13 protein-coding genes are annotated in these 16567 nt (G+C 74.1%); 7 read left to right on the top strand and 6 right to left on the bottom strand.

The window, feature by feature from the left end; all coding sequences use genetic code 11:
* Positions 1-7 precede the first annotated feature (7 nt).
* Positions 8-2206, bottom strand: a complete 2199-nt coding sequence (locus ACFU7Z_RS19570) for an MMPL family transporter (RefSeq protein ID WP_380738717.1) — start codon at positions 2204-2206, stop codon at positions 8-10.
* Positions 2207-2772: 566 nt separating this feature from the next.
* Between ACFU7Z_RS19570 and ACFU7Z_RS19565 the strand changes: the two genes are divergently transcribed.
* The 4 genes from ACFU7Z_RS19565 (at position 2773) to ACFU7Z_RS19550 (ending at position 8118) form a co-directional block, all read left to right on the top strand.
* Positions 2773-5007: an MMPL family transporter gene (locus ACFU7Z_RS19565; protein ID WP_380778488.1), complete on the top strand. Its 2235-nt coding sequence runs from the start codon at positions 2773-2775 to the stop codon at positions 5005-5007.
* A 157-nt stretch (positions 5008-5164) separates the two neighbouring features.
* Entirely contained in the window at positions 5165-6073 is a 909-nt protein-coding gene (locus ACFU7Z_RS19560) for a phosphotransferase enzyme family protein (protein ID WP_234348599.1), read from the top strand.
* 173 nt (positions 6074-6246) lie between these two features.
* Positions 6247-7260: a polysaccharide deacetylase family protein gene (locus ACFU7Z_RS19555; RefSeq protein ID WP_380778483.1), complete on the top strand. Its 1014-nt coding sequence runs from the start codon at positions 6247-6249 to the stop codon at positions 7258-7260.
* Between the two features lie 99 nt (positions 7261-7359).
* Positions 7360-8118: a DUF3592 domain-containing protein gene (locus tag ACFU7Z_RS19550; protein WP_074000998.1), complete on the top strand. Its 759-nt coding sequence runs from the start codon at positions 7360-7362 to the stop codon at positions 8116-8118.
* Positions 8119-8158: 40 nt separating this feature from the next.
* On the opposite strand, the gene ACFU7Z_RS19545 is transcribed toward ACFU7Z_RS19550, so the two are convergent.
* Positions 8159-8860 carry an exonuclease domain-containing protein gene (locus ACFU7Z_RS19545; RefSeq protein WP_049659490.1) on the bottom strand — a complete coding sequence of 234 codons (702 nt, stop codon included), beginning with the start codon at positions 8858-8860 and terminating at the stop codon, positions 8159-8161.
* A 137-nt stretch (positions 8861-8997) separates the two neighbouring features.
* Between ACFU7Z_RS19545 and ACFU7Z_RS19540 the strand changes: the two genes are divergently transcribed.
* Both ACFU7Z_RS19540 and ACFU7Z_RS19535 read left to right on the top strand, forming a co-directional pair.
* Positions 8998-9273: a hypothetical protein gene (locus ACFU7Z_RS19540; protein WP_049659491.1), complete on the top strand. Its 276-nt coding sequence runs from the start codon at positions 8998-9000 to the stop codon at positions 9271-9273.
* Positions 9270-9692 (top strand): type II toxin-antitoxin system VapC family toxin, encoded by a 423-nt coding sequence (locus ACFU7Z_RS19535; RefSeq protein ID WP_380778480.1) that lies wholly within the window; start codon positions 9270-9272, stop codon positions 9690-9692. Before ACFU7Z_RS19540 ends, ACFU7Z_RS19535 begins: the two co-directional genes overlap by 4 nt.
* A gap of 45 nt (positions 9693-9737) precedes the next feature.
* Here ACFU7Z_RS19535 and ACFU7Z_RS19530 read toward each other — a convergent pair whose 3' ends face one another.
* The 4 genes from ACFU7Z_RS19530 to ACFU7Z_RS19515 form a co-directional block, all read right to left on the bottom strand.
* Complete coding sequence (locus ACFU7Z_RS19530) at positions 9738-11684, bottom strand: FtsX-like permease family protein (protein WP_380778478.1); 1947 nt, start codon at positions 11682-11684, stop codon at positions 9738-9740.
* A complete protein-coding gene (locus tag ACFU7Z_RS19525) occupies positions 11681-12424 on the bottom strand; it encodes an ABC transporter ATP-binding protein (protein ID WP_380778486.1) in 744 nt (247 codons plus the stop codon). The genes ACFU7Z_RS19530 and ACFU7Z_RS19525 overlap by 4 nt, the downstream gene beginning before the upstream one ends.
* Positions 12425-12522: 98 nt before the next feature.
* Positions 12523-13041: a GNAT family N-acetyltransferase gene (locus tag ACFU7Z_RS19520; RefSeq protein WP_241852724.1), complete on the bottom strand. Its 519-nt coding sequence runs from the start codon at positions 13039-13041 to the stop codon at positions 12523-12525.
* 43 nt (positions 13042-13084) lie between these two features.
* Positions 13085-14359 carry an SAV2148 family HEPN domain-containing protein gene (locus ACFU7Z_RS19515; protein ID WP_063780326.1) on the bottom strand — a complete coding sequence of 425 codons (1275 nt, stop codon included), beginning with the start codon at positions 14357-14359 and terminating at the stop codon, positions 13085-13087.
* Positions 14360-14767: 408 nt separating this feature from the next.
* On the opposite strand from ACFU7Z_RS19515, the gene glgX reads away from it, so the two are divergent.
* Positions 14768-16567 (top strand): glycogen debranching protein GlgX (glgX, locus tag ACFU7Z_RS19510; RefSeq protein ID WP_380778474.1); only part of this gene is annotated, 1800 nt, incomplete at its 3' end.

Below are 16567 nucleotides of genomic sequence, written 5' to 3'. Positions count from 1 at the left end.
GGTCGGCTCAGCGCCGGCCGGCCGGCTCCGGCATCCCGTGGGCGCCGGCCACCGGGGCCGGGCCTTCGCCGTGACCGTGGCCGTGGCCGTGGCCCGGGGCGTCCGCGTGGCCGGGCCACCAGGCGCGGTGGCCGAGCAGCGCGGTGAGCGCCGGGGTGAAGAACATCGCCATCACGAAGGCCGCGATGAGGATGCCGATGGCGATCGAGAAGCCCATCTCGCTCATCATCGTGTTGCCGGCCAGCAGCATGGTGGCGAAGGTCGCGGCCAGGATGAACCCGGCGGCGGCCACCGTCGGGCCGGCGTGCCGGATCGCCTGGCTCGCCGCCTCGCGGGGGCTGCGGCCCTCCTGGGCCTCCTCGCGCAGTCGGGCGATCATCAGGATGTTGTAGTCGGTGCCGAGCGCGACCACGAACAGGTAGATCAGGATCGGCAGCATGAACATCAGGCCCTGCTCGCCCTTGATGTTCTGGAACAGCAGGGTGGTGGCGCCGAGGGTGGCGCCGAAGCCGAGGCCGACCGAGGCCATCAGGTACCAGGGGGCGACCACGCTGCGCAGCAGCAGTCCGAGGATCACCATGATCAGGACGGCGGCTATCGGGAAGACCAGGCTGTAGTCGTGGGCCATCGCCGTGTTGATGTCCTTGTACACGGAGGTGGTGCCGGCGACGTAGGCCTTGGTGCCGGCGGGCGCGTGGTCGTGGGCGACCTTGCGGACCTCGCCGATGGTGTCGATGGCCTTGTTGCTGGCCGCCTCGTCCTTGAGGACGACGGTGATGTCGGCGGTGAGCCCGTCCTTGCTGACCCCGTGCTCCGGGTCCGGCAGGGCCGCGCTGGAGACGCCGTCGACCTTGCCCAGGTCCGCCACGTAGCCCTTGAGGCCGGCGACGTCGATCTTGTTGCCGTTCTGGCTGGTCAGGTAGATGTGCGCGGGGTCAGCGGCACCGGCCGAGTAGGCCTTGATCATGGTGTCCTGGACGACCATCGACTCCTTGGTCTTCGGCATCGAGCTGCCGGCCATGTCGAAGGTGCCCTGGTAGCCGAGCGCGGCGACCGCGAGGCCGGCCATCACCAGGCCGGAGAGCAGGGCGGCGGCGCCCGGGCGGCGGCCGACGCTGCGGCCCATCGCGGCGAAGCGGGCGTTGGACGGCTCGCGCTGCCAGGCCTTGGAGGGCCAGAACAGGACCTTCTCGGGGATCAGGCAGAGGATCGCGGGCACCAGGGTGACCGAGGCGATCGCCGTGACGGCCACCGCGATGGCCAGCGACGGGCCGAGCGCCTTGAACATGCCGAGGCTGGACAGGACGAGCACGGCGAAGGCGACCACGACGGCACCGGCGGCGGAGGCGATCGCCTCGCCGACCCGGCCGACCGCGTTGGCGACGGCCTGCTTGCGGTCGTCACCGGCCCGCAGCCGCTCGCGGTAGCGGAACATCAGGAACAGGAAGTAGTCGGTACCGACGCCGTAGAGCACGACGGTGAGGATCTGTTCCATCGAGTTGTCGGCCTTGAGCCCGAACAGCTTGCTGGCGTCCGCGATCAGGCCGTTGGCGACCATCGAGTAGATGATCACCGAGAGGATCGGCAGCAGCGCGATGATCGGGCTGCGGAAGATGATCCCGAGCGTGAGCAGGATGATCACGACCGTGCCGAGGCCGATCAGCATGCCGGCCGTCTTGCCGGCGTCCTTCTGGTCCAGGTTCATCGCGGCCGGGCCGCCGACCTGGAACTTCAGGGTGCTGCCGGAGGCGAGCGCGGTGCCCTCGTCGCGGAGCTTCTTCGCGGCGTCGGTGAACTCGTCCGACTGCATCTTGGTCTTGTCGATGGAGACCATCGACATCGCGTACTTGTGGTCCTGGGAGTAGGACGCCGGAGAGACCGGGACGACCAGCTCGACCAGCGGGATCTTCTTGTCGGCCAGCCCCTGGGTGACCTTGGCCATGGTCGCCGCGTCGCCCTCGTCCAGCTTGCCGCCGTCGGTGCGCTCGAAGAGCAGCAGCGCGGAGGGCGAGATGTTGGACGGGAAGGCCTTCTGCTGGAGCTCGGCGGCCTGGATGGACTCGTAGTGCTTGGGCAGGAAGGCGGCCTCGTCGGTGTTCGCCTTCAGCGGCGGGGCGGTCGCGACGATCGCGACCGCGGCGATCAGCCATGCGCCGATCACCCACCAGGGGCGGCGTACGACGAATTGTCCTAGTCGGTGGAACATGCTCGTGTGCCTCCTGGGCATGGTTCACCGCAGCCCTTGGGGGACGGGACGCTGGGCGACGGCAGGACCGGCGCGGGGAGTGCCGAGGGCACTCCCTTGCCGGTCGGCAGGTAAGTAGGTTTGGGGCATCATCCTACGAGTACTTGCTTGCCGCCCGGCAAGGAGCCCCCGTGTGCTTCAACCCCCGTCGGGCCGCCCGAAGCGGCCCCGGCCCAGTCTCTCCCGGACGCACCCCTCCTGACCTCGTGCTCCGGGTGGAGTCATCTCCCCCTCAGGGTGGAGGAGCATCCCCTACCCCCCAGGAGGAGATCTCGGGGTCGGAGGGTAGGGAAAACCCCACCCGGGCCCCGAAGGAAGCACCAGGAAACGGCCACCCGCCAGCCGGATTACCCGTCAGGACCGGCTTCCCTACTGTCGATCGGGACGCCGGAGCGCAGCCGGCGCACCCCAGAGCGGCGGTCCCCCGACCCAGGGCCCCGCCGCTCCCGTCCGGCGACGACCGCCGCTCTCCCAGGGGGGAAACCACCGTGAAGCCCGTGAAGTCCAGACTCGGCCTGGCGGCCGCGATGGGCGCCTGGAGCGCCCGGCACCGCAAGACCGCCGTGTTCGGCTGGCTGCTCTTCGTCGTCCTGGCCGCCGCGCTCGGCTCCGCCCACGGCAGCGTCAAGATCACCGACGCCGAGTCGGTCCCCGGGCAGGTCTCCCGGGCCGCGCGGATCCTCGACGAGGCCGGGCTGAAGAGCCCGGCCGGCGAGACCGTCCTGGTCCAGAGCGCCACCCGCACCGCCGACGACCCGGAGTTCCGCACCGCCGTCGGCCAGGTGGTCGCCGCCGTGAACGGCACCGGCCGGGCCGCCGAGGTCCGCTCGCCGTACGACACCAAAGCGGTCTCCGCCGACGGCCACTCCGCGCTCGTGACACTGACCCTCAAGGGCGACCGCACCGAGGCCGCGGACCAGGTCCAGCCGGTGCTGGACGCGGTGGCCGGCGTGCAGAGGCAGCACCCGGACCTCACCGTCGTCCAGCTCGGCGACGCCAGCTCCGGCAAGTGGATGCGGGACCAGGTCGGGAACGACTTCGCCCGCGCCGAGTGGACGGCCGTGCCGCTCGCCCTCGGCATCCTGCTGGTCGCCTTCGGCGCGCTGGTCGCCGCCGTGCTGCCGGTGGTGCTCGCGCTCACCGCCTTCGTCGCGGCCGCCGGACTGGTCGCGCTCGGCAGCGGCTTCCTGCACACCAGCGGCGACGCCTCCTCGGTGATGCTGCTGGTCGGCCTCGCCGTCGGCGTCGACTACTGCCTCTTCTACCTGCGCCGCGAACGCGAGGAGCGGGCCGCCGGGCGCGACGCCGCCACCGCGCTGGCCGTGGCCGCCGCCACCAGCGGCCGGGCGGTGCTGGTCTCCGGCGTCACCGTGGTGGTCGCCATGGCCGGGATGTTCCTCACCGGGATCGCCACCTTCAAGGCGATGGCCTTCGCCACCATCCTGGTCGTGATCACCGCCGTGCTCGGCTCGCTCACCGTGCTGCCGGCGCTGCTGTCGATGCTCGGCGACCGGGTCGAGAAGGGCCGGGTGCCGTTCCTCGCCAAGCTGCGCCGCCCGGACGCCGCACGGACCGGCGGACGCTTCTGGAACGCGGTGCTGACCCCGGTGCTGCGCCGCCCGCTGGCCGCCACCCTGCTCGCCGGCGCCTTCCTGCTGGCCCTGGCCGCGCCGCTGCTCACCATGCACACCGCCAAGCTGACCTTCCAGCAGCAGCTGCCCGCGGGCAACGCCCTGGTCGCCGCCTCGCAGAAGATCGAGGCCGCCTTCCCCGGCAGCCCCGCCCCCGCCACCGTCGTGATCAAGGCCGTCGACATCGACTCCCCCGCGATGACCGCCGCGATCGCCGACCTCAAGGCGAAGGCCCTGGCGAGCGGGCGGATGCACGGACCGGTGGAGGTCACGGTGCACGCCGACAGGAACGTCGCCACCGTCGACATCCCGCTCAACGGCACCGGCAACGACGCCACCAGCAACGACGCCCTGAGGGCCCTGCGCGAGGAGCTGGTGCCCGCCACCGTCCTCACGGTGCCCGGCACCGAGGCGCCGGTCACCGGCGACACCGCCGGGTCGTACGACTTCAACCGGAAGATGGGCGACTCGATGCCGCTGGTCTTCGGCTTCGTGGTCGCCCTCGCCTTCCTGCTGATGCTCACCACCTTCCGCTCCCCGGTCGTCGCGGCCACCGCCGTGGTGCTCAACCTGCTCTCGGTCGGCGCCGCGTACGGGGTGCTGACGCTGGTCTTCCAGCACGGCGTGGGCGCCTCGCTGCTGGGCACCGCCGGGGTCGGCGCGGTGGAGTCCTGGGTGCCGCTGTTCCTCTTCGTGATCCTCTTCGGGCTCTCGATGGACTACCACGTGTTCGTGGTCTCCCGGATCAAGGAGGGCCACGACCGCGGCCTGCCGACCCGGGCCGCGATCGCCGACGGCATCCGCTCCACGGCCGGGGTGGTCACCAGCGCCGCGGTGATCATGGTGGCGGTGTTCTCGGTCTTCGGCTCGCTGTCCATGCAGGTGATGAAGCAGATGGGCGTCGGCCTCGCGGTCGCGGTGCTGATCGACGCCACGGTGATCCGCGGGGTGCTGCTGCCCTCGGTGATGACCCTGCTGGGCGACCGCAACTGGTACCTGCCGCGCTGGCTGAACTGGCTGCCGGACCTCTCGCACGGCGAGCCCGTCCCGCCGGCCGGCGCCGACCGGGGCCTGCCCACCCAGTCGGCCGGGCCGGCGGAGGGGGCCCGCCACCGCCGGGCCGGGGTCTGAGCCTCCCCGGCCTCCCCGACCCGTTCGACCTGTCCGACCCGTCCGGCTTGTCCCACCCGCCCGACGCGTCCGGTGCCGGGCCCCGCAGCGCGCGGGGCCCGGCGTCCGTGCGTCATGATGATCACCGTCCGGGGTCCCCCGGATGAACGTCGGCGGAATGGGAACCCCAGTCATGATCCCCTTCGACGAGGGCCGCGCCCGGCTGCTCCTCGCCCAGGCCTGCGAGTCGGCCGGGCTGGCCGCCCCCGACGGGGCCACACTGCTCGCGCTCGGCGAGAACGCCGTCTTCGACCTCGGCGACCCGGCCGTGGTCGCCAAGGTCGGCCGCGGTCCCGAGCTGTACGACCGGGCGCACCGGGAGCTGGCGCTCGCCCACTGGCTGGCCGGCCAGGACGTGCCGGTGGTCCGCCCGTACGACGCGGTGGCGCCCGAGCCGCAGCTGGCCGACGGCCACCCCGTCACCTTCTGGCACCGGCTCGCGCCCGCCGTCCGGCCCGCCCGCCCGGTCGACCTCGCCCCGCTGCTGCGCGCCCTGCACCAGCTGCCGCCGCCGCCCTTCACCCTCGGCCGGCGCGACCTGCTGGCCCCGGTCGAGCGCTGGCTGGCCTCCGCCGAGGGCCACGTCGACCCGGCGGACGTCGCCTTCCTGCGCCACCGCCGCGACGCCTTCGAGGCCGCCCTGCCCGACCTCGTCCCGCGGCTGCACCCCGGGGTGATCCACGGCGACGCGCTGCCGCGCAACATCCACGTCGGCCCGGACGGGCCGGTGCTGCTCGACCTGGAGTTCATGGCGAACGACCTGCGCGAGCACGACCTGGTGGTCCTCGCGCTCAGCCAGGACCGGTACGGCGTGCCCGCCGAGGAGTACCGCGCGTTCACCGAGGCGTACGGCTGGGACGTGCGCGAGTGGCCGGGCTTCACGGTGCTGCGCGGCGCCCGGGAGACGGCCAGCGCCTCCTGGGTGGCGCAGCAGGCGGCCAGCAACCCGGCCGCGCTGAAGGAGTTCCGGCGCCGGGTCGACTCGCTGCGGGACGGGGCCACCGAGGTGCGCTGGTACCCGTTCTGACGGGCGCCTCCGGTACCCGCGGCGGCGCGGGGCCGCCACCGGGGCGAGTGTGAGAAGACTCTTACGGCGGTTCGGTCCGGTCGGCAACCGGTGCACGTACGATCGGCGTCCTATCGGACAGTCATCCTGACCCGAGAGATCGGCACCGTACTCGCACCTCAGGAGCCGCCGCCATGCACCGGACCGCCCGCCGCCCCTCCGCCCCGAACCGACTGTCCCGATCCCGGCGCCGGCTGCTCACGGGCTGTGCCGCGGTGGCCGCCGCCCTGGGGCTGGCCGCGTGCGGGACCGCCAGCGGGGCGCTCCAGCCGCCGAGCGCGGCGGCGACCTCCGGGACGCCGTCCCCGGCCGACGCCCGGCCGAGCGGGACGGCGGCGACCGCCCTCACGCCGACCCCCGGCTCCGACGCCGTACCGCCGGGCGCGGGCTCCCCGGCCGCCTCCCCCTCCTCCCCGTCGGCGCCGGCGAAGCCGCACCCGCCCGCGGCCACCGGCACCCCCCTCTCCGCCACGCCCACCCCGCCGGCCACCCCGACCGCACCAGCCGCCGACCCGTCCTCGCCCGCCGCGCCGCCCCCGCACACCGGGGCGGGCACCGTGATCGGCTCCACCGCCTCCGGCGGCCGCACCGTCGCGCTCACCTTCGACGACGGCCCCGGCCCCGCCACCGGCCAGATCCTCGACCTGCTGGCCCAGTACCACGCCAAGGCCACCTTCTGCCAGATCGGCCAGAACGCCGCCGCCAACCCCGCCATGGTCAAGCGGATCCTGGCCGCCGGGCACCGGCTCTGCGACCACAGCGTCCACCACCCGCAGCCCTTCGCCAAGCTCCCCCATGACAAGGCCGCGTACGAGATCACCGCCGCCCGGAACATGATCCTCCAGGCGGGCGGCCCCGGCACCGAGGTCGGCTGGTTCCGCGCCCCGGGCGGCGGCTTCAACGCCGACAACGAGCACATCACCGCGAGCCTCGGGATGTCCTCGCTCGGCTGGTCCGTCGACCCGCGCGACTGGGCCCGCCCGGGGACGCCGGCGATCGTCTCGGCCGTGCAGAAGCAGCTCAAGCCCGGCGGCGTGGTCCTGATGCACGACGGGGGCGGCGACCGCGGCCAGACCGTGGCCGCGCTCAAGCAGCTGCTGCCCTGGCTGGTCGCCCAGGGCTACACCTTCGACTTCCCTGCCGCGTAGGGCCGTCGGGGCCCGCCGCCGCGGAGTTTCCCCCTCGTTCACCGACCGGACGGCGGGCGCGCGTACCGCCCGCCCCGGCCGTCGCACTAGCCTCCGGGCATGACTGCCGGTCCCCCGTCGAGCAAGCAACTCCCGTACCTGGAACCGCGCCTGGGCTTCGGCCGGGCGGTCGCGGCACTGCTCCTGCTGGCGCTGTGCGCGGTGGCCGGCCGGCTGTTCGCGGCCGGGGTGGTCGCCTACCGGGAGCCGGAGACCTGCACCCAGCAGCTCTGCCTCGGCTCGGCCGCCACCCAGGCGTACTGGGCCGGCGCCCTGTTCTGCTGGCTGACCGGCATGCTGGCGGCGGGCCGGGTCGGCCGCTCCCCCGGAGCCGGGGCCCCGAACCGGCTTCCCCCCGGCGGCGTGCTCTTCCTCGCCCTGCTGCTCGGGCCGCTCGGCGCGGCCTTCGGCCCCGGCGGACCGTACCGGCCCGCCCTGCCCGCCCTCGTGATCCTGGCGGCGCTCACCCTGCCGCTGGTCGTCCACTCCGAGTCCCGGCTCCGCGCGCAGCACCGCGCGTACCGCGCCGCCCGGACGGTCGCCGACCGGCTCGCCGCCCACGGGGTGAGCACCGCCGGCACCGTCACCGCCGTCCAGCCCGGCGAGCCCAGCGGCTACGCCCAGCCCCAGTTCCGGCTCACCGTCGGCTACACGACCCCCGACGGCGTCCAGCGCAGCCTGGTCTGCGCGATCCGCATCCAGGCCTACCTCGCGCCGAGGGTCGGACAGCTCATGACCGTCCGCTACGACCCGCTCGCGCCGGACACCGCCGAGGCCGCCATCGTGCCCCCGCCGGAGGGTGTCCGACCGCGGGCCTAGGTGTTCCGTCCCGTGAGGTCGGGGACGCGGCCGGCGGGCCTCACCGGGCGGGCCAGCGCGGGTCGACCACCGCCTGCGGGTCCTTGCCGCGGCGCAGCCAGGCCTGGAGGCCCTCGGCCCACTGCCGGTACCAGTCGATCTGCCGGCGGTGCAGCTCCGCGAGCGGCACCGCCCCCACCTCGGCCGGGTAGCGCCCGGCCAGCGCGACGGCGACCCGGACGGCGGCCAGCGCGTCGCTGCCCGCCTCGTGGGCGTCCGTCAGCTCCACCCCGTACAGCTCGCAGACCCGTTGCAGGGTGCGCGAGCCCTTGCGGTACTTGTCCACGGCCCGGTCGATCACCAGCGCGTCCAGCACCGGCCCGACCGGCCGCCCCAGGCGCTCGGCGAGCGTCGCCAGCCCGTGCCGGCGCAGCTCGGCGTCGAGCAGCGACAGGTCGAACGGCGCGTTGAACGCCACGACCGGCCGCCCGGCGGCGATCCGCTCGCACAGCGCGGCGGCTATCTCCTCCACCGCCTCCTTCGCCGGCCTGCCCTTGCTCCGCGCCACCTCGTCACCGATCCCGTGGATCGCCTCCGCCTCGGCGGGTATCGGCACCCCCGGGTCGATCAGCCAGTGCGCGGCGTCCACCCGGGCGGCCCCGACGGTGTCCACGAGCGCGGCCGTGACGATGCGGTCCACGGCCGGGTCGGTGCCCGTGGTCTCCAGGTCGAAGCCGACCAGTGGCTGCTGCCACCAGCTCATCAGGTGTGTCCTTCCGTCCTGCCTCTCGAAACAGCCCCTATCATCACCCGCCCCACCGACAACCCGTCCCGCGGGGAGCCCGATCATGGACCCGGTCGCCCTACGCTGTCCCTCGGACCCGCACGAAGGAGCCGACCATGAGTACCGCCCCGAACCTGCCCGTGCCCCCTCACCGGCACGACGAGCCCCATCCGCTGCGGACCATCAGAGAGATCCGCGGGTCACTGCCCGAGGACCAGGTCGAACACTTCGACGCCGAGCTCGCCGACACCGACATCGACGCGCTTCCCGCGATGCTGCACCGCTGGGCGACGCTGGGCACCGACGGCTTCCTGGACTTCCTCCTGACGACGCCCTTCGACGGGCTGGAGTTCGGGGCGCGCTCCTACGACGGCGAGGGGGACCCCGAGTGACCTATCTGCTGGACACGAACGTGGTCGCCGAAATCACCACGCGGCCGAAGCCGGCCCCCGCCGTCATCGCACGGGCCCGGTCCGTCCCGGCCACCGAGCACTCCCTCAGCGTCATCACCGTCGCGGAGATCGAGGCAGGCGTCAGAGCCGTCTCCGACCCGGTGCGTCAGGCCGCTCTCGGACGGGTCCTCGACGGCCTCCGGGCGGAGTACGAGGGGCGGATCGCCGTCATCGGAGAGCGGGAGGCCGCCGCATACCTCTCCGTTCACCGTCGACTCAAGAGCCTCGGGGCCACCATCGATCCGCCCGACGCGCTGATCGCGGCCACGGCCATCGCGAACGGCTGGACGCTCGTCAGCCGCAACGTCAAGCACCTGGCGCGGACCGGTGCGACCGTGCTGAACCCGTGGACGTACTGACAACCCGTCACGCCCGACCCGGCCGGGCGTGACGGGAGGCACGCGCTACCGGGCCGGGGGCCGGGTGGGGAGGGCGAGGCGGGTGGGGAGGACGCTGGAGGCGACGGCGAGCAGCAGGCACAGGAGGGTGCTCGCGGCGAGCGGGGTCCAGGGCAGGCGGAGGGGGACGGCGGCCTGGCCGGCCAGGACGCGGTGGTTGAGCAGCGCGGTGGTGCCGTACTGGGTGAGCGCGGTGACGGCGAGGGCGAGCAGGGCGGCGGTGGCGACGACCAGGGCGGCCTCCAGGGCGACCATCCACGTCACCTGGCGGCGCACCGTCCCGGCCAGCCGCAGGACGGCGAAGTCGCGGCGGCGGTCGGCGGTGCTCATCACCATGGTGTTGACGATGGCGATCAGCGCGTAGAGCAGGGCGGGCCCGAGGATCGTGGTGGTGGCGATCCAGGCGTAGTGGGCGCCGGGGTCGGGTCCTGGGTCGCGGGCGTCGGTGAGGGTGCCGCCGAGCCGGTCGGCCGGTTCGGCGTCGAGGTGGACGGCGGCGGGGCGGGCGTCGGCGAGGTGGCCGGCGGCGGCCTCGCCGCTGAGCAGGACCTCGTCCAGGCCGAGCTGGGTGCGGTAGACCAGGGCGAGCCGCAGGCTGGTGACGGTGCCGTCGGCGAGGCGCAGGTTGACCTGGTCGCCGAGCTTCCAGCCGTGGCCGCGGGCCTGGTCGGTGGAGGCGGCGAGGGTGGCGCCGTGCAGGTCGGCGGCGCTGCCGTCGACGGCGGGCAGGGTCCAGGCGGTGGCGAGGTCGCCGTCGACGACGGTGGCGGCGGAGGGCGCGCTCGCGGGCGAGTCCTCGCCGTGGTCGTCGAAGTCGGCGGTGGCGGCGCCGAGGCCGGTGACCACGGTGGCGGTGGTGGCGGTGGCGTGCAGGTCGGGCCGGGCGGCGGTGAGCCGGTGGGCGGCGTCGGCGGGCAGCGGGGCGGCGGCGGGGCGCAGCACGTACCGGGCGGCGGTGGTGGCCCGGTTCTGGGCGGTCATGGCGTCGGCGAAGGCGGCGGTGGAGCCGATCACGGTGCCGGTGAGCGCGATGGTGAGGAAGGCCGGGGTGGCGGTGGAGACGGTGCGGCGCACGGCGGTGAGGGCGTTCTGCCGGGCGAGCAGCGGGGCGGCGGCGACGGCCCGGGTGAGCGGGGCGCTGAGCAGCCGCAGCAGCGGCGGTACGACGGCCGGTGCGAACAGGGCGAGCGCGGTGATGGCGAGCAGGTCGGCGCCGAGGACCCACTGGGAGGCGAGTTGCGGGTCGGCGGGCTGGTCCCCGAGGGCGGCGGGCAGGGTGGGCGCGGCCAGGTAGTAGCCGACGGTGGCGGCCAGGGCGGTCAGGCCGAGCAGCGCGCCGGTCCAGCGCAGCGGGGTCATGACCCGGCGGTCGGCGGCGGCGTCGCCGAGCGCCTCGACGGCGCGCACCCGGCCGGCCCGCAGGGCGGCGGTGACGGCGCCGAGCAGGGCGACGAGCAGGCCGACGGCGGCGGCGAGCAGCATCGGCCCGGCGGCGGGGCGGGCGGTGAACCCGTCGGGGGCGGCGCCGCGGGCGGCCAGCCAGGCGGCGAGGGCGGGGGCGCCGGGCAGCGAGAGCAGGCAGCCGCTGACGGCGGCGGCGAGGGCGACGACGGCGGCCTCGCCGGTGATCAGCTGGACGATCTGCCGCGGTGTGGCGCCGACGGCGCGCAGCATCGCGATCTCCTGGCGGCGCTGGGCGACGGCGAAGGCGAAGGTTCCGGCGACGACGAAGACCGCGACGAAGGCGGCCATCGCGGCGGTGAACTGGAGCACCTTGTGCAGGGAGGGCGCGCCGAGCGGGGAGTCGTCGCCGGCGGTCTCGTTCAGCAGGCTGCCGGTGGTGGCGACGAGCAGGACGCCGAGGGTGAGGGCGACGTAGGAGCCGGCGAAGGCGGCCTTGCGGCGGCGCAGGCTCGCGGCGGCGACGGGCAGCAGGGTGAGCGGTGAGGTCATGCCGCCGTCTCCAGGGCGGTCATCCGCTCGGCGACCTGCTGGGCGGTGGGGCGGGACAGGTCGTCGACGATCCGGCCGTCGGCGAGGAAGAGGACGCGGTCGGCGTAGCCGGCGGCGACGGGGTCGTGGGTGACCATGACGGTGCTCTGGCCCTCGCGGTCGACGAGGTCGCGCAGCAGGGCGAGGACGTCCCGGCTGCTGGCGGAGTCGAGGGCGCCGGTCGGCTCGTCGGCGAACAGCATCCGGGGCCGGGTGATCAGGGCACGGGCGATGGCGACGCGCTGCTGCTGGCCGCCGGAGAGCTGGGAGGGCAGGTGTCCGGTGCGCTCGCCGAGGCCGACCTGGGCGAGGGCCCGGCGCACCTGCGCGGGGTCGGGTCGGCGGCCGGCCAGTCGCAGCGGCAGGCCGACGTTCTGTTCGGCGGTGAGCGAGCCGACCAGGTTGAAGGCCTGGAAGACGAAGCCGATCCGTTCGCGGCGCAGCACCGTCAGTTCGGTCTCGCCCAGGCCGGAGAGGTCGGTCCCGTCCAGGGTGACCCGGCCGCTGTCGGGCCGGTCGAGGCCGGCGCAGCACTGCAGCAGGGTGCTCTTGCCGGAGCCGGAGGGGCCCATGACGGCGGTGAACCCGCCGCGGGCGAACTCGACGTCCACCCCTCTGAGTGCCCGTACGGCCTCCGGCCCGGTTCCGTAGGTGCGGTGTACGTCGTCGAGGCGCAGTACGGCCCCGCTCTCCCCCGTGATCTTCACGGGGGCTACACCTACCACGGGGGTCACGGCCCTGACCAGGGCGTTTGGGGGAATCGTTATGCCGCCAGTTATGCCGTCAGCTACGCCGCCAGTTACGCCGTCAGCCGTCGTGCCCCGACGTGGACTTCGGCGCGGGCTTCGGCTTCGCGGACTCCGGTCCCGCCGACGGGGCGGTGCAGGTGGACGTCGACCGGGTCCTCGTGGACGACGGTGAAGCCGTGGCGTTCGTACAGCCGCTGGGCGGCGCTGCCGCGGAGGACGACGAGGCGAAACGGTTCTCCGGCGGCGTCGGCCTCGGCGAGGAGGTGGCACAGGACGGCGGTGCCCAGGCCCCGGCCCTGGAGGTGCGGGGCCAGGTAGAAGAGCTCCAGGTGGCGTCCGCCCCGCTCGTCGGGGCGGACGGTGACGCAGCCGGCGAAGGCCCGGTCGACCAGGAGTACGGAGGTGTACCTGGTCGAGAAGGACGCCCGCACCCGCTCGCGGGAGCGGGCCGGGTCCCAGCGGCCGAGGCGTTCCAGGTCGGCGCGCATGACCCGGGCCTTGAGGTCCGTGACGGGTTCGAGGTCGTCGGGGGTGGCGGGGCGCAGGCTCCAGGCGGGGTCGCTGTTCACGGCCCGCAGTCTGGCAGCCGCGCCGCCGCCCCGACCAACTGCCCTAGGAGACGGACCGGGAGTCGGCCCAGATGCCCTCGAACTCCTCGCGGTAGACCTCCAGCAGTCCGGGCTCGGTGCCGCCGGGCTGCTGGCCGGCGCCGCCGCGCAGCACCAGGGCCGGGGACTCCATGCCGCGGGCGCGGCGCAGGTAGGGCTGGATGACGCCGAGGTCGCGGCCCTGGCGGCGGCCGCCGGCCTGGCCGGGCGTGCGGGGGCCCTCGACCAGGTAGGCGGTGAAGCGCGGGGTCTCGTCGAAGACCCGGATCTCGAAGCCGCCCTGGTCCCGCAGCCGGGCCCGGACCCGCCGTACGTGCATGATGTTCATCTCGATGGAGCGGGACAACTCGCTGCGGCCGAGGCCGAGTTCGCGTTCGCGGCGGCGTACGGCGCTGCTCGCCGGGTTGAGGAAGAGCAGCCGGACCCGGCAGCCTTCGCCGGCCAGCCGCACCAGGCGCTTGCCGGTGTAGTTCTGGCAGAGCATGCCGAGGCCGATGCCGAGCGCGTCCAGGCGCCGGGCGCCGTCCAGCAGGTCCTCGACGGGCAGGTCGCGCTGGAGCCGGACCCGGTCGGCGTGGACGGCGACGACGTCCGCGTACCGGCCGGCCACCAGGGACTCGACGACGTCGGCGGGCACCCCGCCGGCGCCGCCGTCCAGCACGGCCAGCAGCCGGGCGGCGGCGCGTTCGGTCTGGGCCAGCACGGTCTGGGTGAGCACCCGGTTGCGGGAGACGACGTGCCGGGCCACCTCCAGTTCGTCCAGCGCCAGTTCGATCTCGCGCCGGTCGGCGAGGTACGGCTCGAAGCAGGGCCAGTGCTGCACCATCAGTTCGCGCAGCTGGGGCAGGGTGAGGAAGACCAGCGGGTCGTCGTCGGCGGGGTCGAGCAGGTAGCCCTTGCGGCGGCTGACCTCGCGCACGGCGCCGGCCCGGTGCGCCCACTCCTCGCCGGCCGGGCCGGCGGCGGCGGTGACCCAGTCCTCGCCGTGGGCGGGGGCGTAGATCGGGTGCAGCACCTCGTCGACGAGGGCGCGCAGCCGCTGCTCGACCAGGTTGAGCCAGACGTAGGCGCGGCCGGACAGCCGGACCCGCTGGTAGGCGTCCTCCCACTCGGCGGCCGACCAGGCCAGGGCGGGTATCTCGACGGGGCCGCTCTGGGCGGGCACCAGGGCCCGGCCGGTCAGGGTGGGGCGCATGACCACCGTGGGCGCCTCGCTGCGGGCCGCGCCCCGGCCGGGCCCGTCGGGCCCGGTGCCGCGGCCGCCGGCGGGGAACACCATGCGCCACCTCATCTGGTCGCCGCACCGACCCCCGCGGGCGCGGGGACCGTTGACGGGCTGTCGGGAGTCGGCCCAGGCGGCCGGACGATCAAGGGTACTGCCCGTCGCGAGCCGCCCGCAGCCGGATGCCCGGGGGCTCTCCCGCACCACCGGGAGCACTCTTCACACGAATGCCCGACGGGCGCTCGTTCGGCCCAACCCGGGCCGGATCTCCCGGACGCCGGGGGAGGGCTCGGGGAGTATGCGCTGTGCCGCGCGTCACGGCGACTGTGCCGTGCGTCACGGCGCACGCTTGCGCACATGCCCGGCCGTCCGGCCGGGAAGAGAGCGTCCGGGTCCGGGCGGACGGCCGGGCCATTCATCGGACTACACGTCAGTTTCCGTCGGCAGCAAGGAAGTTGAGGAGTCATGCAGGTCTGGCCCGGTACTCCCTACCCGCTCGGCGCCACCTACGACGGGGCCGGCGTCAACTTCGCGGTGTTCTCCGAGAGCGCCGACCGGATCGAGCTGTGCCTGATCGCCGAGGACGGCTCCGAGACGGCCGTCGAGCTGCGCGAGACGGACGCCTTCGTCCGGCACGCCTACCTCCCGGGCATCCAGCCCGGCCAGCGCTACGGCTTCCGCGTGCACGGCCCGTACAACCCGGGCCTGGGCCAGCGGCACAACAGCGCCAAGCTGCTCCTGGACCCGTACGCCAAGGCGATGAGCGGCCACATCGACTGGGACGAGTCGGTCTACGGCTACCACTTCGGCGCCCCCGAGCGCCGCAACGACCTCGACTCCGCCCCGCACACCATGCACTCGGTGGTCATCAACCCGTACTTCGACTGGGGCACCGACCGCCCGCCGCGCACCGACTACCACCGCACCGTCATCTACGAGGCCCACGTCAAGGGCCTCACCCGGCTGCACCCCGGCATCCCCGAGGAGATCCGCGGGACGTACGCGGGCCTGGCCCACCCGGCGGTGATCGAGCACCTGGCCAAGCTCGGCGTCACCGCGATCGAGCTGATGCCGGTGCACCAGTTCGTCCGCGACCACCGGCTGCGGGACCTGGGCCTGGCCAACTACTGGGGCTACAACACCGTCGGCTTCTTCGCCCCGCACTCCTCCTACTCCTCCACCGGCGACCGCGGCCAGCAGGTGCAGGAGTTCAAGTCCATGGTCAAGGCGCTGCACGCGGCCGGGATCGAGGTGATCCTGGACGTCGTCTACAACCACACCGCCGAGGGCAACCACCTGGGGCCGACACTGTCGCTGCGCGGCCTGGACAACGTCTCCTACTACCGCCTCGCCCGGGACCAGCGCTTCTACGAGGACACCACCGGCACCGGCAACAGCCTGCTGATGCGCAGCCCGCACGTGCTCCAGCTGATCATGGACTCGCTGCGCTACTGGGTCACCGAGATGCACGTCGACGGCTTCCGCTTCGACCTCGCCGCCACCCTCGCCCGGCAGTTCCACGAGGTGGACCGGCTCTCCTCCTTCTTCGACCTGGTCCAGCAGGACCCGGTGGTCTCCCAGGCCAAGCTGATCGCCGAGCCCTGGGACCTCGGCGAGGGCGGCTACCAGGTGGGCAACTTCCCACCGCTGTGGACGGAGTGGAACGGCATGTACCGGGACACCGTGCGGGACCTGTGGCGCGGCGAGACCGCCGCCCTCGCCGAGTTCGGCTCCCGGCTCACCGGCTCCTCCGACCTCTACCAGGACGACGGCCGCCGGCCGATCGCCTCGATCAACTTCGTGACCTGCCACGACGGTTTCACCCTGCGCGACCTGGTCTCGTACAACGAGAAGCACAACCAGGCCAACGGCGAGGAGAACCGGGACGGCGAGTCCTTCAACCGCTCCTGGAACTGCGGCGTCGAGGGCCCCTCCGCCGACCCGGCCGTCGAGGAGCTGCGGGCGCGCCAGCAGCGCAACCTCATCGCCACCCTGATGCTCTCCCAGGGCGTGCCGATGCTCTCGCACGGCGACGAGCTCGGCCGCACCCAGCTGGGCAACAACAACGCCTACTGCCAGGACAACGAGCTCACCTGGGTGCACTGGCCGCAGGACGACGGGCCGCAGGCGCGGCTGCTGGAGTTCACCCAGGGGATGATCTGGCTGCGCCGCGACCACCCGGTGTTCCGGCGGCGGCGGTTCTTCCACGGCCGGCCGGTGTCCGGGCGGCCGGGGGCGGCCGGGCCCGCCTCCGCCGTACCGGGC

The organism is Kitasatospora sp. NPDC057518, assembly GCF_042802075.1.
Taxonomy (GTDB): Bacteria; Actinomycetota; Actinomycetes; order Streptomycetales; family Streptomycetaceae; genus Kitasatospora.
The sequence above is the reverse complement of the archived record's forward strand: the minus strand, read 5'-3'. Positions and strand labels throughout refer to the sequence as shown.